15 protein-coding genes and 1 tRNA gene are annotated in these 20,035 nt (G+C 67.1%); 4 read left to right on the forward strand and 12 right to left on the reverse strand.

What is annotated here, in order from left to right; all coding sequences use genetic code 11:
• Window positions 1–87: 87 nt before the first annotated feature.
• The 8 genes from AC4GYU_RS07660 to AC4GYU_RS07695 all read right to left on the reverse strand — a co-directional run bounded on the left by AC4GYU_RS07660 (window position 88) and on the right by AC4GYU_RS07695 (window position 10,555).
• Window positions 88–1,905 (reverse strand): DUF885 domain-containing protein, encoded by a 1,818-nt coding sequence (locus AC4GYU_RS07660; protein ID WP_491086294.1) that lies wholly within the window; start codon window positions 1,903–1,905, stop codon window positions 88–90.
• Between the two features lie 91 nt (window positions 1,906–1,996).
• The gene (locus AC4GYU_RS07665) at window positions 1,997–3,010 is read right to left on the reverse strand and encodes an inorganic phosphate transporter (protein ID WP_491086295.1); all 1,014 of its coding nucleotides are present in this window, start codon (window positions 3,008–3,010) and stop codon (window positions 1,997–1,999) included.
• Window positions 3,010–4,122, reverse strand: coding sequence for a DUF47 family protein (locus tag AC4GYU_RS07670; RefSeq protein ID WP_491086296.1), 1,113 nt, complete (start codon window positions 4,120–4,122; stop codon window positions 3,010–3,012). Before AC4GYU_RS07670 ends, AC4GYU_RS07665 begins: the two co-directional genes overlap by 1 nt.
• Window positions 4,123–4,256: 134 nt before the next feature.
• Window positions 4,257–5,627, reverse strand: a complete 1,371-nt coding sequence (prsR, locus tag AC4GYU_RS07675) for a PEP-CTERM-box response regulator transcription factor (RefSeq protein WP_491086297.1) — start codon at window positions 5,625–5,627, stop codon at window positions 4,257–4,259.
• A complete protein-coding gene (gene prsK / locus AC4GYU_RS07680) occupies window positions 5,624–7,702 on the reverse strand; it encodes an XrtA/PEP-CTERM system histidine kinase PrsK (RefSeq protein WP_491086298.1) in 2,079 nt (692 codons plus the stop codon). The genes prsR and prsK overlap by 4 nt, the downstream gene beginning before the upstream one ends.
• 126 nt (window positions 7,703–7,828) lie before the next feature.
• Window positions 7,829–9,106: an amidohydrolase gene (locus tag AC4GYU_RS07685; RefSeq protein ID WP_491086299.1), complete on the reverse strand. Its 1,278-nt coding sequence runs from the start codon at window positions 9,104–9,106 to the stop codon at window positions 7,829–7,831.
• 43 nt (window positions 9,107–9,149) lie between these two features.
• Window positions 9,150–9,773: a DUF4893 domain-containing protein gene (locus tag AC4GYU_RS07690; RefSeq protein ID WP_491086300.1), complete on the reverse strand. Its 624-nt coding sequence runs from the start codon at window positions 9,771–9,773 to the stop codon at window positions 9,150–9,152.
• Window positions 9,770–10,555, reverse strand: a complete 786-nt coding sequence (locus AC4GYU_RS07695; protein WP_491086301.1) for a 3-hydroxybutyrate dehydrogenase — start codon at window positions 10,553–10,555, stop codon at window positions 9,770–9,772. The genes AC4GYU_RS07690 and AC4GYU_RS07695 overlap by 4 nt, the downstream gene beginning before the upstream one ends.
• A 147-nt stretch (window positions 10,556–10,702) precedes the next feature.
• Here AC4GYU_RS07695 and ypfJ point away from each other — a divergent pair, with 147 nt between their 5' ends.
• Window positions 10,703–11,599, forward strand: a complete 897-nt coding sequence (gene ypfJ, locus AC4GYU_RS07700; protein ID WP_491086302.1) for a KPN_02809 family neutral zinc metallopeptidase — start codon at window positions 10,703–10,705, stop codon at window positions 11,597–11,599.
• Between the two features lie 47 nt (window positions 11,600–11,646).
• Here ypfJ and AC4GYU_RS07705 read toward each other — a convergent pair whose 3' ends face one another.
• Window positions 11,647–12,639 (reverse strand): NADP-dependent oxidoreductase, encoded by a 993-nt coding sequence (locus tag AC4GYU_RS07705; protein ID WP_491086303.1) that lies wholly within the window; start codon window positions 12,637–12,639, stop codon window positions 11,647–11,649.
• 170 nt (window positions 12,640–12,809) lie between these two features.
• The gene (locus AC4GYU_RS07710) at window positions 12,810–14,216 is read right to left on the reverse strand and encodes a DUF2171 domain-containing protein (protein ID WP_491086304.1); all 1,407 of its coding nucleotides are present in this window, start codon (window positions 14,214–14,216) and stop codon (window positions 12,810–12,812) included.
• Window positions 14,217–14,410: 194 nt separating this feature from the next.
• On the opposite strand from AC4GYU_RS07710, the gene AC4GYU_RS07715 reads away from it, so the two are divergent.
• The 3 genes from AC4GYU_RS07715 to AC4GYU_RS07725 all read left to right on the forward strand — a co-directional run bounded on the left by AC4GYU_RS07715 (window position 14,411) and on the right by AC4GYU_RS07725 (window position 16,507).
• Window positions 14,411–14,486: transfer RNA gene (locus AC4GYU_RS07715), tRNA-Ala, on the forward strand.
• Window positions 14,487–14,606: 120 nt separating this feature from the next.
• Window positions 14,607–15,509 carry an iron-containing redox enzyme family protein gene (locus AC4GYU_RS07720; RefSeq protein ID WP_491086305.1) on the forward strand — a complete coding sequence of 301 codons (903 nt, stop codon included), beginning with the start codon at window positions 14,607–14,609 and terminating at the stop codon, window positions 15,507–15,509.
• Window positions 15,510–15,568: 59 nt separating this feature from the next.
• The gene (locus AC4GYU_RS07725; protein ID WP_491086306.1) at window positions 15,569–16,507 is read left to right on the forward strand and encodes a methyltransferase; all 939 of its coding nucleotides are present in this window, start codon (window positions 15,569–15,571) and stop codon (window positions 16,505–16,507) included.
• Here the strand turns inward: AC4GYU_RS07725 and AC4GYU_RS07730 are convergent.
• Both AC4GYU_RS07730 and pnp read right to left on the reverse strand, forming a co-directional pair.
• A complete protein-coding gene (locus AC4GYU_RS07730; protein WP_491086307.1) occupies window positions 16,495–17,535 on the reverse strand; it encodes a sensor histidine kinase in 1,041 nt (346 codons plus the stop codon). The genes AC4GYU_RS07725 and AC4GYU_RS07730 overlap by 13 nt on opposite strands.
• 119 nt (window positions 17,536–17,654) lie before the next feature.
• A complete protein-coding gene (gene pnp / locus AC4GYU_RS07735) occupies window positions 17,655–20,015 on the reverse strand; it encodes a polyribonucleotide nucleotidyltransferase (protein WP_491086308.1) in 2,361 nt (786 codons plus the stop codon).
• Window positions 20,016–20,035 lie beyond the last annotated feature (20 nt).

Genomic DNA, 20,035 nt, shown 5'->3' on the forward strand with positions numbered 1-20,035 from the left:
CTCTGACGCTGGACTGGCCTGTTACGGCGAAGCCCGCGCGCGGGCTTTCTGTGCGTGCTTGTCCGGCGGCCCGGCGCGGTCGGGGGCCTATGCCCTGAGCGCGGCCGCCGTCCGCTCCTTGATGCGGCGCTCGAGGATGGTGAGGGGCATCGCGCCTTCCTTCAGGACCTCGTGGAATTGCTTCTCGTCGAAGCGCGACCCGAGGCTCTTCTCGGCATCCGCGCGGGCGCGGGTCCAGGCCATGTGGCCGATCTTGTAGGTGCAGGCCTGGCCGAGCTGGGTGCAATAGCGTTCGATCTCGCGCTGCGAGCGGGCGCGGGCAAAGCCGGTGGTGGCGACGAGATAGTCGGTCGCCTTCTCGCGGCTCCAGCGCTTCGTGTGGATGCCGGTGTCGACCACCAGCCGCGCGGCGCGGAACAGATAGGACTGAAGGAACCCCGCGCGCTCGATCCCGTCATAGCCACCAAGCTCGTCCGCGACGCTTTCGGCGTAGAGCGCCCAGCCTTCCGAATAGGCCGAGAAGCCGCCGACCTTGCGCAGGGTGGGGATGTCGGCCGAGGTCTGCGCCAGGCTGATCTGGAGGTGATGGCCGGGCGTGCCCTCATGATAGGTAAGGGCCGGAAGGCTGTACTTCGGCCAGTCGCCGGTATCCTTGAGGTTGATGAAATAGATGGCCGGGCGCGACCCATCGAGGCTCGCGCGATTATAGTAGCCGTTGCTGGCGCCATCCTGGATTTCGACCGGCACGCGGCGGATTTCGAGTGGCTGGGTCGGCAGCGTCGCAAAGGCGCGCGGAAGCTGCGCGTTCATCTTCTCGACGCCGCGATTGAGACTGGCGAGCAGGGCCGCACGGCCCTCATCGGTATTGGGATAGAGCTGCGCCGGATCGGTGTTGAGCCGCGCCAGCCGCTCACCGACGGTGCCCTGGGTGTAACCCGCGCCCTTTAGGATGGTGTCGAGCTGCGCACTGATTTCCGCCACTTGCGCAAGTCCCAGACGGTGAACTTCGTCGGGGGTGAAGCGCGTCGTGGTCATCTGTTCGAGAGCGAGCGCGTAAATCGCCTCGCCATTGGGAAGGCGCCAGCCGCCGTCGCCGGGACGGGTGGTTGGGCGGAGCGCGGTGAGCGCGGCGATCTGCCGGTCGAGCGCGGGATAGACCTGCCGCTCGACGATCGCGGTGGCCCGGCCCTGCCAGTCGCCGGCGATATTCCTGGCGGCGGCGCGAGTGGCCAGCGACTGGACCATCGAGCTCGTGGCGGCTGGCTGGTCGCGAAGCTTCTTGAGCTGGCCAAGCGTGAGGTCGAGCGACCAGCCGGGGGCGAGGAAGCCGCGGGCAGCCTGGGCGCGCTGCTCCTCGGTGTCATGGTCGAGGAGCGCCGGGAATTGGGCGAGGCGCGAGAGATAGGCCTCGGCGTCCGCCGCTGCGGCGATGGTGTGCGAGGTATTGAGGAAGTCGGGGGTCGAGAAATAGGCGCCGCCCTGCTGGAAGATCGGATAGGGGCGGACCGCGCTGTCGATGCCGAAGCGGGCCGGGGCCTTTTCGCCCTGCTCGAGCTGGTAAAGCACGACTTCGCGGTTGAGACGGCCGCTGTCGCCGAGGCTTGCGGCGGGCACCGCGTGAACCCGGGCGATCTCGCGGCGGAGGAGGGCGAGGTCTTCCTTGCGTGCGGCCGCGGCGGGGCGGATGTCGAACTTGCCCTTGAGCGCGGCCAGCGGTCCTTTGTCGAGGCCCAGCGAAGTGGCGAGCTCGGGCGAGCGGGCCACACGTTCCTGGAAGATGGTCTCGAGCAAGCTGTTGAGCGCCGCGTCGCCGCCGGTGGCGGGTGCAAGTGTCTGGGCCGGAGAACGGGCCGCGGCGAGGCCGATGGCGGCGGTCGAAGTGGTCAGAAAGGCGCGGCGGTCCATCGGCTAGTCTCCCCTGTATGACGGGGATGCTAGCTGCTGCAGTCGCGGCGGCAAGCGCGTTCGTCGAGCCGGCGCTGCCGCTCGCAGCGATCTAGAAGAGGGTGGTGATCCAGTAGATGGCGGCGGCGACGCCGGCGCTGGCGGGGATGGTGATGAGCCAGGCCATGACCACGCTCTGCGCGACGCCCCAGTTCACCGCACTCGCCCGCCGCGCGACGCCGGCGCCGATGACCGCGCCGGTGATGGTGTGCGTGGTCGAGACAGGAATGCCGAGCAGGCTCGCTCCGAACAGCATGAACGACCCGCCGGTCGAGGCCGAGAAACCCTGGTGCTGGTCGAGCTTGGTGATCCGGCTGCCCATCGTCTCGATGATCTTCCAGCCGCCCGTCATCGTGCCGAGGCCGATGGCGATGTAGCAGCTGATCGCGACCCAGTGCGGCACTTCGAACTCACCCTGCAGGTAGCCGGTCGAAAAGAGCAGCACGGTGATGATGCCCATCGTCTTCTGCGCGTCGTTAAGGCCGTGGCCGAGCGAGTAGGCGGCGGAGGAGACGAGATGCAGGGCGCGGAAGCTGCGGTCGGCACCGCGGACGCTGGCGCGTCGCGCAAGCCAGCTCGAGACCAGCATCACCAGCATCGACATCGCCATGCCGAGCAGGGGGGCGAGGGGGATGAAAAGCAGCGTCTTCGAGACGCCGCTCCATTGGATCGTGCCGAGTCCGGCGGAGGCGAGGCCGGCGCCGACAATCCCGCCGACAAGCGCATGGCTCGACGAGGAGGGAATGCCCTTGAGCCACGTGACGACGTTCCAGAACATCGCCCCGATCAGCGCCGAGAAGACCACCGAGGGAGTGACGAGATCCTTGTCGATGAGGCCCTTGCCGACCGTATCCGCGACTTTGTGCAGCGCAGGGAAGGCGAGGGTCAGGAAGTAAGCGGCGAAGTTGAAGAAGGCGGCGAAGGCGACGGCCTGTACCGGGCCCAGCAGGCGGGTCGCGACCACGGTAGCGATCGAGTTGGCCGCGTCGTGGAGGCCGTTCAGGAAGTCGAACGCGAGCGCGACGAGGATCAGCCCGACGAGCAGCGGAAAAGCGAGCTCGTGCATCAGGCGTGATCGATGACGATGCCGTCGATTTCGTTCGCGACGTCCTCGAAGGCGTCGACGATCCGCTCGAGATGCTTGAAGATCTCGCGGCGTACGGTGAAGTGCATGGCGCCCGCGGGATCGTTGCCGAAGCGCTGGAAGGCGCTCTTCAGGCCGGCGCGATGCAGTTCGTCGGCATGGCCTTCCATCCGGACCAGGCGCTCGGTCAGCTCATGGAGGCGCGACGCATTGGGGCCGACGTCGCGAAGCAGCGGCAGCGCCTCGGCCATCAGCCGGCCGCTGTCGATGATGATCGCGACCATGTCCTTCATCTCGGGACCGAAGTCGTTGAAGTCGTAGAGATCGACGGCATTGGCGGCCGCCTGCATCTCGTCGATCGCATCGTCCATCGCGCCGATCAGGGAAGTGATCGCGCCGCGGTCGAACGGAGTGAGGAAGGTGCGGCGGACCGTGCCGAGCGTTTCGCGGATGATGTTGTCGGCATCATGCTCGCGCTCGTTGATCTCGCGGATGTGCTCGGCCCGGGCGCTGCCCTCGTTGAACAGCCGGCCGAGCGCCTGGGCAGCGCCGCAGACGCTTTCCGCATGCGCTTCGAACAGCTCAAAGAAATTGCCGGTCTTCGGCAGGAGGTTCTGAAACCAGGCAAACATGGGACCAACCTTCGATCGTTCGGCGACTACGGTGAACAGGCTCTTGCGGCGAGCAGCGATATTGAATTCGGCGGCATTGAAGGAGCGGATGAGGTCGGCAAGGTCGTCTTCCTCGACCGCTTCGGCAGCCTCGGCGAGGGTGAACCAGCGTCGGGTCCGCTGCCCGGCTTCCTTCCAGTCGCCAAGCTCCTCATCGACGGCGAGGGGATAGACCTCGACGTCGAACATCAGCGAGGCGCCGGTCTTGCGGCGCTTGCGATAGCGATAGGAACCGAGCGGAACGGGGCAGACGGGACCGCGGACGCCAGCCTCCTCCTCGGCCTCGAGCGCAGCCGCGGCGTGCGGCGCGAGGCCGCCCATCGGATTGCCCTTGGGAATGACCCAGCGCTTGGTCTCGCGCGAGGTGACGAGGAGCACGCTGACGGGGGCGTCGAGCGTGGCGCCGCGCGCGCGGTAGGGCAAGGCTGCGATCTGGCGAATGGATGGTCCCCGGGCTTGATGCCGAGGCAGTACGCTGCCCGGGCTCTTGGGTCACAGCCAAATGACAGATTTGCGGCAAAGCGCAAGCGGGGCGTGCGGCACCCCGCCGGCCCCGGTCACTGCTGCAGCTGATATTGCTTGAGCAGGTCGTAGAGCGTCGGACGGCTGATCCCGAGGAGCTTGGCCGCGCCCGAGATATTATGCTCGGTCCGGATCAGCGCCTGGTTGATCGCCCGGCGATCGGCCTTCTCGCGCGCCGCACGAAGATTGATCGCGTCGAACATCTCCTCCGAGATGCCGGGGAAATCGAGGTCGAGCGCGCCGATCAGCTTGCCTTCGGCCATGATGACCGCGCGCTTGATCCGGTTCTCGAGCTCGCGGACGTTGCCGGGCCAAGCGTAGCTGTCGATCGCATCGACCGCGTCGGGGGCGAGGCCGGTCACGGGCGAGCCGAGCTCGCGGGCGAAGCGGCGGGTGAAGTGGCGGGCGAGGAGCACCGCGTCGCCCGGGCGTTCGGCGAGCGTCGGGATCGGCACCACCATCTCGGCGAGGCGGTAGTAGAGGTCCTCGCGGAAGCGGCCGTCGGCCTGCATCGCGTGGAGATCCTGATGGGTCGCACAGACGATGCGGATGTCGACGGGGATAGTCGCCCGCCCGCCGATCCGCTCGATCACGCGCTCCTGGAGGAAGCGCAGCAGCTTGACCTGGAGCGGGAGCGGCACGTCGCCGATCTCGTCGAGGAAGAGGGTCCCGCCCTCGGCCAGCTCGATCTTGCCGGGGGTGGTCTTGACCGCGCCGGTGAAGGCGCCGCGCTCGTAGCCGAACAATTCGGCCTCGAGCAGGTTCTCAGGAATGGCGGCGCAGTTGATCGCGATGAATGGCTTGTCGGCGCGCCGGCTCTTTTCGTGGACAGCGCGGGCGAGCAGTTCCTTGCCGGTCCCGCTGGCGCCGAGCAGCATCACCGACACATCGGCGGGGGCGACCCGCTCGATCGTCCGCGCGACCTTCAGCATCGCCGGCGACGCGCTGATGATCGAGCCAAGGACGGTCCCGCTTTCCGGCCCTTGCGCCTCCAGGCGGCGATTCTCGGCTTCGAGCGCATGGAGCTGGAAGGCGCGGGCGACGATCAGGCCGAGCTCGTCGATGTCGACCGGCTTCTTGTAGAAGTCGTAGGCGCCGAGCGCGATCGCGTTGAGCGCGCTTTCGCGAGCGCCGTGGCCCGAGGCGACGATGATCTTGGTGTCGGGTTTGAGGCGCAGGATTTCGGACAGGATGGCGAAGCCCTCGGTCGTTCCGTCGGGGTCGGGCGGAAGGCCGAGATCGAGCGTCACCACCGCAGGCTCATGGAGGCGGAGCTGCTCGAGCGCCTGGGCGCGGTCGAGCGCGCTCACCACGCGATAGCCCTCATAGGCCCATTTGAGCTGGCGCTGCAGGCCCTCGTCATCCTCGACGACGAGCAGGACGGGCAGTTCGACGGGGTCGCTCATGCGGACAGTCTTTCCAATTGATCGCTGGACGGCGGGCTGACCGCCAGGGTGATGGTGAAGCGGGTGCCATGGCCGGGGCGGCTGTCGACGGTGAGCTGCCCGCCCATGGCATGGACCAGGCTGCGCGCCTCGAAGGCACCGATCCCGAACCCGCCGTCCTTGGTGGAGGCGAAGGGAGCGAACAGGCGGGTGGCGATGAAGTCGGCGTCCATGCCGGGGCCACTGTCGGTGATCTCGATCCGAGCGGAGTCGCCAGCCGTCGTGACGCGGACCGTGACGGGCTCGGCGGCTGGACTGGCCTCCACGGCATTGGCGAGGAGGTGGCCGATCGCCTGCTCGAGCCCGAGGGGGTCGGCGATGACTTCGAGCCCGCTGTCGCCCAGCAGGCGAACGTCATGATGGCCACGGTGGCCGGCGATGGCCCCGGCCAGCAGCGGACGCAGTTCGACATCGCGCAGCGGCGTGCGCGACTGGCTCGACGCGGCAGGAGCGAGGCGGGCGAGGAGATCGTTCATCTTGCCGACCGAGCCCTGCAGCGTCGCGACCATGTCGGCGCGCCATTCGGGATTGTCAGCGTGACGCTCGGCGTTGCGGGCGAGCAGTTTCAGCTGGCTGACAAGGTTCTTAATGTCGTGAAGGATGAAGGCGAAGCGGCGATTGAATTCGTCGAAGCGCTGCGATTCCGAAAGTCGCTGCTGACCGATCGCCTCGGCGAAGCTCGACGCTGCCTGGCGGCCGGCGGTGCGGAGGAGGTCGAAATCCTCCCAGTCGAGCGGACGGCGAAGCTCGGGGGCAGCTAGAAGGACGAGGCCGACCAAGGTGTCGCCATGGACCAGCGGGATCCCGACCCAAAGCGCTGGATCGTCACGCATCCACGCAGGCACGGGGAGGGCAAGGTCGGCGGCCGATCCCCAGCGATAGCGGTGCGCGTCGAGTTCGAGGATCCGGCCTTCTCCAAGCTGCGACCAGAGCGCCGCGAAGCCGTCGCCCGAAAGCGCCTCGGCCGGAAGGCGCCCGGCCCAGCGCCAGGGGGCTGCGACGGTGAAGCGGTTCATGTCGTCGGGCGCGACGAGCAGGCCGGCGGGCGCCTCGAGGATGTCGGCGAAAGCCTTGACGATCCGCGCCGCGAGAGGCTCCGAAGAGCCGCGCTCACCGAGCGTCGCGGCGAAACGCAGCCATTCGGCCCGATAGTCGTAGCGATGCTCGAAGAAATGCTTGGCGATCTTGACCCGGGTCCAGCTGCGCGCGCGGCGGCTGGGGAGGAGAACGGCCAAGGCGACGGTCATGCCGGCGAGGACGAGGATGGCGAGCGCGCGGAGCCAGTCCCATTCGCCCGCGCGCAGGGTCGCCGACAGCAGCGACATGATCCCGAAGTAGGAGCAGATGGCGAGCAGCGAGAGGGACTGGAAGGTTGCCGCGCGCGAAAGCCTCGGGCGCCAGGCGGCGCTGTCGCTTCGGGTCACGGCGAAGAAGGGGGCTGCGACCGCGACCAGGATGCCGCGAAGCTCGGCGAGGGTCGACCCGACCGGAATATGAAGCGCCTGGAGCGTGTAGAGGTTGAGATCGTAGCTCCAGATGAGGGCGAGTCCGAGCATCGGGAGGCGAATGAGGCCTCGGCTCGCCGCGGCGCTCTGTCCGTAAAGGTTATGGACGAGGATCAGCGCTCCGGCGGCCGCGAGGGTGCGCAAGATGGTGCTGGCCGAATCGAGCGCTCGCTGGTCGCTGTGGAAGGCAAAGGGCGCGAGCGTGTCGACGAGGAGTTGGAGGCCGAGGACCAGGGCCACGGCACCATAGACGAGTGCGACCCCGCGCTGGCGGCCGCCTTCCTCGTCGCTCTCCGACAAGGCGAACAGCATTGCGACCCACAGGAGGTTGCGGGCGGTCTCGGCATGTTCGGCGAGCATCGAACCGGGCGTGACCCCGCTCAGCCAGGTGGCCGCCGCAGTCGTGGTGAGACCGCCCAGCAGGAGCTTCTGCGCGGGGCCCGCCGCCCAGCCGCGCAGCTGCCAGATGAGCACGGCCGCCACGGCCACCGCGCCAATCGCATGGCTCCAGAAGTAAAGCAGGCTGTCCACGGCCTGCACTGTCGGAGAAATTTACAAAGGAAGGGTGAACGTCAGAGCTTGTTCCTGTCGCTTACGCGGGCATTCCCCGCGACGGTCGCTCAGATTCACGAAGTCCCCGCCGTCGTAGGGACGACCTTATTTCTTCAGTTCGGCCTTGGCGGCGGTGGCCAGTGCCTCGCTGGCGGTGGCGATGACCGTTTCGGCCTCCGGCGCCCAGAATGGCGAGTGGAGCGAGGGCAGCTTGGCGGGGTCGCCGCCAGCCTTTTCCCACGCCGCCTGGGGTACGCCGCCAACCCAGAAGATCAGGCTCTCGATCTTCTTGTCGGCCAGCCAGAAGCGGCTGAAATCCTCGCCGCCCATGACCGGATTGACCTTGCGGACGCGATCCTTGCCGAAGCGCTGCTCGAACAGGCTGAGGGTTCGTGCCGAAATGGCGTCGGTGTTGAACGTCGAGGGCGTGAACATCTCCTCGCGGACCGTCACCACCGGCATCCGGTCGGCGGGCAGCCCGGCGGCGATCGCCTCGCCACGGGCGATCCGGGCAATGCCGTCGAGCAGCAGCTTGCGCACCTCGGGGGTGTAGCTGCGGACCGTCAGCTGGAGCTTGGCCTCGTCGGGAATGATGTTGTGCTTGGCCCCGGCCTGGAAGCTGCCGACGGTGACGACGGCGGGGTCGAGCGGGCTGTTCTCACGGCTGACGAGGGTCTGCAGGCCCATGACGATCTGGCTTGCAAGGACGATCGGGTCCTTGGTCGTCTGCGGATAGGCGCCATGACCGCCGACACCCTTCACGAGCACGTCGACGCTGTCGACATTGGCGAGGGCGTAGCCGGGCGTGATTCCGATGGTGCCGGCCGGAAGGCTCGCGCTGTCGTGAAAGGCGATCGCGGCATCGGGCTTGGGAAAGCGGCTGTAGAGGCCGTGGTCGAGCATCGCCTTGGCGCCTTCGCCGGTTTCCTCGCCGGGCTGGAAGACGACCAGCAGCGTCCCGCTCCAGTTCGCCTTGTCGGCGACGAGATTGCGAGCCGCGCCGATCATCGCGGTCATGTGCGTGTCGTGGCCGCAGGCATGCATCACACCGGTCTCGACCCCCGAGCGCGCGGCGGCCCGCACCTTGGAGGCGAAGGGAAGGCCGGTCTGCTCGATCACCGGAAGGCCGTCCATGTCGGCGCGCATCAGCAGCGTCTTGCCGGGACCGTTCCTAAGGACGCCGACGACGCCAGTGCCGCCGACCTTCTCCGTGACGGTGAATCCGAGCTTGCGTAATTCGGGCGCGAGGCGGGCGGCGGTCTTCACCTCCTGCATCGACAGTTCGGGATTAGCGTGAAGCTCGCGGTAGAGCGCCATCAGGCTGGCGTCGGCGGGCGGGACTGCTTGCGCGGCGAGGGCGGCGGCGAGAAGCGAGGTCAGCATGAACATGTTGTAACCGGCGATTTCCGCCCGTCCATGCCCTTTGTCACGTCGCCGGAACGAGCTCCATCACGTCGGTCAAACTCTCGAAACGGGGGGCCGGGAAGACGATCCGCCAGCGTCGCTCGCCGATGCGCTCGACCAAGCCCGCCACATCGCGGTCCGCGTCGGCGCCATAGGGGAGGGCCTTTTGCTCGTCGCCAAGCACCAAGGTTCCGAGGAAGACCGAGCGGAGCTGGTCATGGACGAAGATGGCGCCGACCTGGCGCTGCGAACCGGTCAGCTTGGCGAAGGACTGGAGGCGGCCGTCCTGACCGATCCGGCAGGTGAAGGCCGGATAGGGAATGTAGGGCAGCATTCCGGCGCTGCGCTTGCCGAGCTTGATGATGCGGCAGCGATAGTCGCCGTTGGGAATGCCGCCACCGATCGCCGCGTCGGGCCGGAGCAAAGCGCCCTCGCGAAGGATCGCATCCGAATGGCCGGCGGCCCGGGCCTGCGCGAGCGCCTCGACGAAGACCGGGCGCCACTCGCGCAGTCTCTCGCGATCATTGATCGTCGCTACCGTCCGCCACGCCGACGCCCGCGCGATCGGGCCTGCGGTGGGGCGCTCGGTCGGGGTGCAGGCGGCAAGTCCGAGGAGTGCGAGCGGCAGGAGCAGGGCGCGGGTCATTGCGCGGTCCACCCGCCGTCCATGCTGAGGTTGGCGCCGGTGATGCTCGCGGCTTCGGGACGGCAGAGGAAGAGCGCGAGGGCCGCGACCTCGACCGGCTCGACGAAGCGCTTGGTCGGCTGGGCGGCGAGGAGGACGTCGTTCATCACCTGCTCGCGGGTCATCCCGCGCGCCTTCATCGTGTCGGGGATCTGACCCTCAACCAGCGGCGTCCAGACATAGCCCGGCGAAATGCAATTGACGGTGACGCCGTCGCGCGCCGCCTCGAGGGCGACGGTCTTGGTGAAGCCGGCCACGCCATGCTTCGCCGCGACATAGGCGCTCTTGTTGGGGGAGGCGACGAGGCTGTGCGCGCTGGCGGTATTGATGATCCGTCCCCAGCCGCGCTGCCGCATCGAGGGAAGGCAGAGGCGGGTGGTGTGGAAGACGGCCGAAAGGTTGACCGCCATGATCATGTCCCACTTCTCCGTCGGGAAGTCGTCGACCGGCGCGACATGCTGGACGCCGGCATTGTTGACGAGGACCGAGGGGCTGCCGAGCTCGTTGGTGCAGTCCGCGACCAGCTGATCGATCGCGTCCGCCGAGGAGAGGTCCGCGTCGGAGAATGAAGCGCTGTCTCCCGAAAGAGCGGCGAGCTCGTCCTTGAGCGCGAGGTTGGCGTCGCGGTCACCAAAGCCGTGAAGCATGACCCGCGCGCCTTCCGCGGCCAGCGTGCGCGCGATCGCAAGACCGATGCCGCTCGTAGATCCGGTGACCAACGCAACCTTGTCCTTGAGGATCATGTCCATTCCTTCTTCGCCGCCCGGGCGCCTGCCTGATGTCGGCTGCAGGCAAGAACGAAGGCAGGTGCCGGGTCAAGCCCGGGATGATGCGACCGATTGCAACTTAAGCGCCCGAACGATCATTATGGGGGCGTAAGGGAGAAGCGAATGCGGATTGGTGGCGGCGGCAACGACGACGATTTCATCGACCGGACCGGGCAATCGGGCGGCGGATTCGCGCTGGGCGGTGGCGGCGGCATCCTCGGGATGCTGATTCCGCTGATCCTCAGCCGGTTCGGGATCGTCGGCCTCCTCATCCTCGCGCTCGGCTATTGCGCGCTTGGCGGGCTTGGCGGCGGCGGCATTCTCGGCGGCGGCGGATCCGGCCCGACGACCCAGTCGTCAAGCGCCGAATCGCGCCTCAGTCAGCAGGACCGCGACATCCTCGTTGGCACGCTGCGCAACACCGACCAGGTCTGGGGTGCGCTGTTTCAGTCTGCCGGGCAGCGTTACGTCGAGCCCAAGCTTGTCGCTTATACCGGCGGCACCCGCACTGCCTGCGGCGCAGGACAGGCGAGCTTCGGGCCCTTCTACTGCCCGGGGGACCAGAGCATCTACATCGATCCGAGCTTCTTCCAAGAGCTCAAGACCAAGTTCGGCGCGACCGGCGACTTCGCGCCTTATTACGTGATCGCCCACGAGGTCGGGCACCACATCCAGAATCTCGAAGGCACGCTCGACAAGGCGAGCCGGGCGCAGGCGAGCCTCAGCAAGGCCGAAGGCAACGCCGTGCAGGTCGGCGTCGAGCTTCAGGCCGACTGCTACGCCGGCGTCTGGGCGGCGCTGGCCAAGGCGCCGGACGGGACCCGGGCGATCGATCCGGGCGACCTCGAGGAAGGCCTCCAGGCCGCTTCGGCGATCGGCGACGATACGCTGCAGCGCGAAGCCGGGCAGGCAGTCCGTCCCGAAAGCTTCACCCACGGGTCGAGCCAGCAGCGGATGGAAGCGCTTCGCCGCGGGCTGAGCAGCGGCAATCCGCAGGTGTGCAACTACAACCGGATCTAAGGAAAAAGGCCTCCCCGCAGCGCTTGCCGCGGGGAGGCCTTCGAGGGTTAGAGGCGGACCAGCATCTTGCCGGTATTGGCGCCGGTGAAGAGACCGAGGAACGCGTCCGGGGTCTTCTCCAGGCCTTCGACGATCGTGTCGCGGCTCTTCACCTGGCCCGAGGCGATCATCTGCCCCATGTCCGCGAAGAATTCGGCGTTGCGAGGCAGGTAGTCGGTGTAGATGAAGCCCTTCAGCATGATCCGCATCGCGATCACCCGCATGATGTAGCGGAGCGAGGTCGGCTCGCCGCTATTGTAGCCGTCGATCATCCCGCAGATGGCAAAACGCGCGTCCTTGCGGGCAAGCGCCAGCGCGGCGTCGAGATGCTCGCCGCCGACATTGTCGAAATAGACGTCGATGCCCTTGGGGGCGACGTCGGCGAGCGCCTTTACCAGCGGCGTTCCCGACTTGTAGTCGATCACCGCATCGGCCCCGAGCGACTTGACGAATTCGACCTTCTCGGGACCGCCGGCCGAGCCGATCACGGTCATGCCCTTGGCCTTGGCGATCTGCACCACCGCCGAACCGACCGCGCCGGCTGCCGCCGAGACGAAGACGATGTCGCCAGCTTTGGCCTGGGCCGCGTCGAGGAGGCCCCAATAGGCCGTGCCGCCCGTGAGGCCGAGATTGCCGAGAAAGGCCTGCGGCTCGACACCGGGGATCGTCGGAAGCTTGTTGAGGGCCGCGGCCGGAAGCACCGCTTCATCGCGCCAGCCCATCATGTGGAGCACGCGATCGCCCGGCTGGAAGTCGGGCGAGCGGCTCTCCACCACCTCGCCGACCGCGCCGCCTTCGAGCGGCTCGCCGACCTGGAACGGCGGGACGTAGCTCTTCACGTCATTCATCCGCCCGCGCATGTAGGGGTCGACGGAAAGCCACTGGTTGCGCACCCGCACCATGCCGTCCTCGAGCGCGGGGAGGGCGACCTCGCGATGCTCGAAATTCTCGCTGGTCGGCATGCCCGAGGGGCGGCTCTTGAGGTGCCAGGCGTGCGGCATAATTCCAGGTCTCCTGTCTCGTCCCGGCGCAAGGGCCGGAAACTGCCATCTTCAACATTGCGCATGTGAGGGAGCCGGACGCCGGGTCAAGTCCGTAGCGCGACAAAAGAGAAAGGCCCGGCCACCTTTCGGCAGCCGGGCCTTCCCGCATCGATCAAGCGCGCTGACGCTTACTTGGTCTCGCTGCTGTCCTCGTCGTAGGTGCCCGAGAAGCTCTTATCGAGCATGTGCGGGCCATCATCCTGCGTCGAGGACGCGCCGGTGGTCGAGGTCGCCGTGGTCGACATCGACGAGGCCGAGGCCTGCTGGCGCTGACGATCGTCATTCGAGCCGCCGAACAGGCCACCGCTGGCGCCATATCCGCGATCCTCGTCGCGCTCTTCCTGGAGACGCGAGCGAATGCTGTCCTTGGTGCCGGTCAGATAGACCTTCCCGTCCTCGACCCGGTCGAGCAGGCTGCAGGTGAAGCTGCGGTGGACGCCGCCAGCCTCGGGATCATTCTTGGTCAGGATGATCTTGTCGCCGCGGACCTTGTCGACGGTACCGATGCGCTGTCCGCTCTCGTCGACCACCTCGGCATGCTCGCTGATCTCGCCGAGCATCTGGCGCTTGGTCTGGCGGGTCGTGCGGAAGCTCGAGAATTCGTTCTCGAAACGGCTCTGATGCTCGCGGCGATATTCGTCATAGTCGCGGTCGAGATCCTCGATCTGGCGCTGGCGCCAGCTCGAATAATGATCGTCATGCGTGCCACGGCCCATGCTCGACTGACCCTGGCTTCCGCCAAACAGCGAGGAGCTGCTGCGCTGGCCATAGTCGCCGCCCTGGTCCTGGAAGCGATCCTGGCGACCGAACTGCTGCTGGCCATAATCCTGGCTGCCCATACCCGAGCCGCCCGAGGTGCCGCGACCATAGTCACCGGTCATCGGCCGATAGCGGTCGCCACCCTGGCTCTGATAACCACGGCTCTGCTGGTCGTCGCGGTTGCGGTCGATGCCCTGGTAAGAGCTGCTGCTCCCGCCGAGATCGCCATAATCCTGACCCTGGCGCGAATAATAGTCCTGGCCCTGGCTGCCATAGTCGCCACGGCCGAAGCCGCCGCTTTCGCCGCCGCCCTGGCCATATTGATTGCGATAGTCGCCCTGGTCACGGCCCCGGCCCATGCTCGACGACTGGCCGCCGCCGAAGAAGGCCGAGCGGTCGCTCCTGCCGAAGCGATCGTCCTCGCGGCCGGTGCGCTGGCGGCTTTCGCTTTCATCGTAGGCGCGCGGCTCGTAGCCACGGCTGTTGCTGCTGCCCCAGCCACCCTGGCCGGCGCGATAGCCGCTGTCGTTCGATCCGTAGCCGCGCGGCTGGTTGCTGCTCTGGCTCCCGTAGTGACGGCTGCTGTCGCGATGGGCATAGCGATCATCCTGGTCCCGGCGCGAGCCCGAGGATTCGTCGCCGAACCAGCTCGACACTTCGTCAGCCGCGCGCTGGAAAAAACCGCGTTCGTCACGTTCGCCGCTGCGATAATCGCGCTGGCGGTCGTCACGGTAGCCGCGGTTCTCGTCGCGGCTGTCGTACCGATCGTAAGCCATGAATACTCCTCCATCTGCATCCGCCAAGGGGGAGGGCGGGATGCGACTAACAAACGTCAGGAGAAGGGTGGCGTTCCGGGACCGAAGGGCCAGGGCCGGCATCGCAGAGCCGAAACGAGGTGCGTACGAGGTCAGGTGAAAAGCGCGTTGCGCTTCGTCTTAAGCGCGGCTAGGAGGCGCCTCGCAACCGGTGCGGGGCTGTAGCTCAGATGGGAGAGCGCTGCAATCGCACTGCAGAGGTCAGGGGTTCGATTCCCCTCAGCTCCACCAGCCGCACCGGTGCAGATCCCCGACATTCCTGACGCAAGCTGACCGGCCCTTTGGCCCGTTGGAACAGACGTGGTCCCGGGGCCGTTCGTCTCGCAACCACCTTTTCTTGCGAGCAACATCATGGCGACGCGTTTCCAGTCGGCCCTTTCAGGGTCGCAATTCTACAATGAAGTCTTCCAGCGGGCGCTAAGCCACTGGAACCGCGAACGGCTCGCGCCGTCATTCCCCGGCGGCGACAGCGCGTCTCGGATCGATCGCGACGCACGGATGCAGCGGCTCGAGCTTGGCTTCCTCGAAGACCTGCGCGCCGAGGTACGGGACGAGGCAGCGCTCGCCCCGACCGACGCCGAGGGCTTCATCGAATGGTTCGAGGCGCTCGAGAAGACGGGTCCGGGGCAGCATGACCGCCTGTTCAACTGGCTCGAAAGCGACGCCGACATCGATGCGCTGAAGCTGTTCCTGACCCAGGAAGCGGCGGGCGAGGCCGGGTTCGACGACCTCGTCGCGCTGACGCAGGTAAAGCTGCCCGACCGGCCGAAGATGGAGCTTGCCCGCAACTATTGGGACGAGATGGGCCGCGGCAACATGAAGGGCATGCACGGTCCGATGCTCGACTATGTGGTCGAGACGCTCGGGCTAAAGCCCAGCATTGCCACCACCTGCTGGGAAAGCCTTGCGCTCGCCAATGCGATGACCGGAATGGCCGCGAACCGCGATTATGCCTGGCACAGCGTCGGTGCGCTGGGCGCGATCGAGCTGACCGCCCCGGCCCGCTCGGCGGCCGTATCCAAGACGATGCGCCGGCTCGGCTTCGAGGCGCGCCTCCGCCGCTATTTCGACCTCCATGCCGTGCTGGACATCAAGCATAGCGAGGAATGGAACAAGGAAGCGATCCGGCCGCTCGTCGAGGATCCCGATCAGGGCCCGGCGCGCGCGACCGCCATGGCCGAGGGCGCGCTGATGCGCCTGAAGTGCGGCGAGCGCTGCTTCGAGCGCTATCGCGACATGCTCGGCGTCGACTGACGCTTCGACCGGCGAAGGCAGTGCTTGGCGCTCCCTTCGCCAGCGGCTACCCGCCCCCGATGACTTTCCAATCCGAACCGCTCGCTGCGCTCCTCCAGGAACTGGACAATGAAGGCTATGCCTTCACCACCGTCACTCCGGCGACCCATGCAAGGGTCATCGGGCGGCGGCGCGGGGAGCAGGCGCAGGACATTCGCGACGCGCTTGGCTGGAGCCTGCCCTTCGTCCCTGACCTGTTGCCGCACGACCTTGTCGAGATGCTCGAGGAGGGCGGGGCCCTGGTCCGCGCCAACGGGCTGTGCCGAAGCCTGGTCCGCGTCTCGTCCCTGAGCGGGCGGCTGTTTCTCCACTCGGCCTTTCCGACCGATGCGGAGGACAGCGTCTTCTTTGGTCCGGACACCTATCGCTTCGCGCGTTTCGTCGAGACGGAAGCCGCCGACCTCGAGCCTGTGAGGACGCTGGTCGATCTCGGCGCCGGGAGCGGCGTTGGCGGGATCAGCGCGGCGGGCCTGCTCGAGCCCGAGCGGCTGGTTCTTGCCGACATCAACGAGGCGGCGCTGATCCTTGCCGAAGCCAATGCGCTCGCGGCCGGGATGAAGGCCGAAATCGTCAATGGCGGTCTCGATGCCGTGCAGGGGGAAGTCGACCTCATCATCGCCAACCCGCCCTTCATCGCCGACGCCAAGAAGCGCGACTATCGTGACGGTGGCGAAATGCTGGGTGCGGGTCTGTCGCTCGACTGGGCACGGCAGGCGCTGAAGCGCCTCTGCCCCGGCGGGACGATGCTGATGTATACCGGTAGCCCGATCATCGGCGGCGACGATGCGCTCCTGTCGGCCCTCGCCGAAGTCGCCGAGGAGGCCGATGCGTCGCTTCGCTACGAGGAACTGGATCCCGACATCTTCGGCGAGGAACTCGACCAGCCGGCCTATGCCGAGGCCGGAGCCGAGCGGATCGCGGCGGTCGGCGTCGTGATTCGCTGCCCTCAGGCAGGCTGAAGCGGAAGCTCGAGCCGGGCGAGGGTGCCGCTTGCGCCCGCCGAAGCGAGGGTGAAACGACCGCCGAGCTGACCGGCGAGCATGGTGGCGATGCGAAGGCCGAGGCTTTCGCTGCCATCGAGGGTGAAGCCGGCGGGCAGGCCGTGGCCATTGTCCTCGATCTCGACCGCAAGACCGCGATTGGTCATCGGCTCGACCCGGATCATCAGCTCGGGGTCCGCGCGGCCGCCGCTGAAGCCGTGCTCGATCGCGTTGGCGATGGATTCGGCAACCACCAGCGCCAGCGGGATTGCGGCTTCGGGGGCGAGCGACATGCTGCTGTGACCGCTGACCGAGTGGCGCACGGGCACGTCGCTGCTGGTCTCGATCACGTCGCGGGCCAGCTGATCGAGGAACATCCGGAGGTCGAGCCCCGAGCCTGACGGATCGTAGAGCTGGCGGCTGATCCGACCCACGGTCTGGAGCCGGCGCGCGGCTTCATCGAGCGCCGCGCGGGCGTTGACGTCGGACAGCTGGCGGCGCTGCACCGTCAGCAAGGCGGCGACCATCTGCAGGTTGTTCGAGACCCGGTGCTGGAGCTCGCGAAACAGCAGCTCACGGGTTTCCGCGAGCCGGGCATTGGCTTCGCGCTCGACCATCAGCAGGCGATTGGCGCGCTGCATCCAGTGGACCAGAGCGATCTCGGTCGCGGTGATGAAGACGTAGAAGGCCATCGCGATCTGGCCGTTATGCTCGAGCGCGAAGCTCTTCGCCGGGGGCACGAACCAGTACCAGGACGCCAGGCCGGACGAGATTGCGGTGAGGATCCCGGCCCGCGTTCCGAAGATGAAGGCGGCGAGGATCACAACCGGAAAATAGGTTAGGAACGGGAAGCCCGGCGGAAGCTGGCTGTCGATGAGCGTCCGCAGCACGGTCGCGAGGCCCGAGCCCGCGAGTGCGACGAGGATGTCGCCGACAAGACCGATACGGGCGAGGGGATAACGTTCGGTCCAGCGACCCTTGTTCGTAGAAGCTGGCAAATCCGTCACGATAATCGTCCTAACGTTCCGGTCGCGAAAAGGAAGCAAGACCGCGAAAAAGGCCTCGCAGGTCACCCTACGAGGCCTTTTCCGACCATAAGCTTAACCGCTTTCGCGGGAGCCGCTGGTTAGTCGTCGCTGCCGCCGGTCAGGAAGGCCGGGGCGAATTCGGGCGCGGGACCGTCGTCGCGGTTGCCGCCACCGTCGCGGTCGCGGCGGGGGCCACGATCGCCGCGGTCGCCACGATCACCGCGCGGGCCGCGATCACGGTCGCCGCCTTCACGGCGGGGGCCACGGCCCTCGCGGCGGCGGTCGCCACCACGATCGCCACGATCACCACGGGGGCCACGGTCGCCACCTTCACGCGGCTCGCGCGGGGGACGGGTGTCCTCCAGCTCTTCGCCGGTTTCCTGGTCGACGACGCGCATCGACAGGCGGACCTTTCCGCGATTGTCGACTTCGAGCAGCTTGACCTTCACTTCCTGGCCTTCGGTCAGGATGTCGCGGACGTTCTCGACGCGCTCGTTCTTGATCTCCGAGACGTGAACCAGGCCATCCTTGCCCGGCATGAAAGTCACGAAGGCGCCAAAATCGACGATCGAGGCGACCTTGCCGGTGTAGATGGTGCCCGGCTCGGGCTCCTGGGTGATACCCTGGATCCACTTCCGGGCTGCTTCGATCTGCGACAGGTCCGACGAGCTGATCTTGATCAGGCCCTCGTCGTCGATGTCGACCTTGGCGCCGGTGGTGGCGACGATCTCGCGGATCACCTTGCCGCCGGTGCCGATCACTTCGCGGATCTTGTCCTTCGGGATCTGCATGGTCTCGATGCGCGGCGCGTGAGCGCTGAGCTCGGTGCGGGTGCTGTCGAGCGCCTTGGCCATCTCGCCGAGGATGTGCGCGCGGCCGTCCTTCGCCTGGGCGAGGGCGACCTGCATGATCTCCTTGGTGATGCCGGCAACCTTGATGTCCATCTGCATCGTGGTGATGCCCTGGTCGGTGCCGGCGACCTTGAAGTCCATGTCGCCGAGGTGATCCTCGTCGCCGAGGATGTCGCTGATGACCGCGAACTTCTCACCCTCGAGGATGAGGCCCATGGCGATGCCGGCGACCGGACGCTTCAGCGGAACGCCCGCGTCCATCATCGACAGCGAGCCGCCGCAGACGGTGGCCATCGACGACGAGCCGTTGCTCTCGGTGATGTCCGAGAGAACGCGGATCGTGTAGGGGAATTCCTCGCTGGTCGGCAGCATCGGGTGAAGCGCGCGCCAGGCGAGCTTGCCGTGACCGACTTCGCGGCGACCCGGCGCACCGAAGCGGCCCACTTCACCGACCGAATAAGGCGGGAAGTTGTAGTGCAGCATGAAGCGCGAATAGCTGAGGCCGTCGAGGCCGTCGATCATCTGCTCGGCGTCCTTGGTGCCGAGCGTGGTGGTGCAGATCGCCTGCGTCTCGCCGCGGGTGAACAGCGCCGAACCGTGCGTGCGCGGAAGGAAGCCGACCATCGCCTCGATCGGACGGACGGTCTTGGTGTCGCGACCGTCGATGCGGCGGCCTTCCTCGAGGATGGCGGTACGGACGATGTCCGCTTCCAGCACCTTGACGAGCTTGGCGGCGACGAGCTGCTCCTGCGGCTCCGCCTCGGCGAAGGCTTCCTTGGCCTTGGCGCGGGCGGCGTTCAGGAGGTCCGAACGCTCGGCCTTGGCAGTGACCTTATAGGCGGCCGCAATGTCGGCGCCGATGAGGTCCTTGAGCTTGGCCTTGGTCGCAGCCTTGTCGTCGGCCTGCTTGAGATCCCACGGATCCTTGGCGGCCTTCTCGGCCAGGTCGCAGATCGCGTTGACGACCTTCTTGGCAGCTTCGTGCGCGAACACGACGGCGCCGAGCATGACCTCTTCCGACAGCTCCTTGGCTTCGGACTCGACCATCATCACGGCGTTGCCGGTGGCGGCGACGACGAGGTCGAGGTCACCTTCCTTGGTCTGCTCAGGGGTCGGGTTGAGGATGTATTCGCCGTCCTGGTAGCCGACGCGGGCGGCGCCGATCGGGCCCATGAAGGGAACGCCCGACAGGGTCAGGGCAGCCGAAGCGGCGCACATGGCGACGATGTCGGGCTCGTTCTCGCCGTCGTAGGAGAGGACCTGCGCGATCACGAGGACTTCGTTGTAGAAGCCTTCCGGGAACAGCGGGCGGATCGGACGGTCGATCAGGCGGCTGGTCAGCGTTTCCTTTTCGGTCGCGCCGCGCTCACGCTTGAAGAAGCCGCCCGGGATGCGCCCGGCAGCGGAGAACTTCTCCTGATAGTGAACCGTCAGCGGGAAGAAGTCCTGGCCCGGCTTGACGCTCTTGGCCGCGGTGACGGCGCAGAGGACGACGGTTTCGCCCATGGTGGCAAGCACGGCGCCGTCGGCCTGACGGGCAATGCGGCCGGTCTCGAGCTTCAGCGTCTTGCCGCCAAGATCGACTTCTACGGTGTTGATATTGAACATGTTGATTCCTTTGTCCCGCC

This window comes from Sphingomonas sp. SP2 (genome assembly GCF_058313385.1).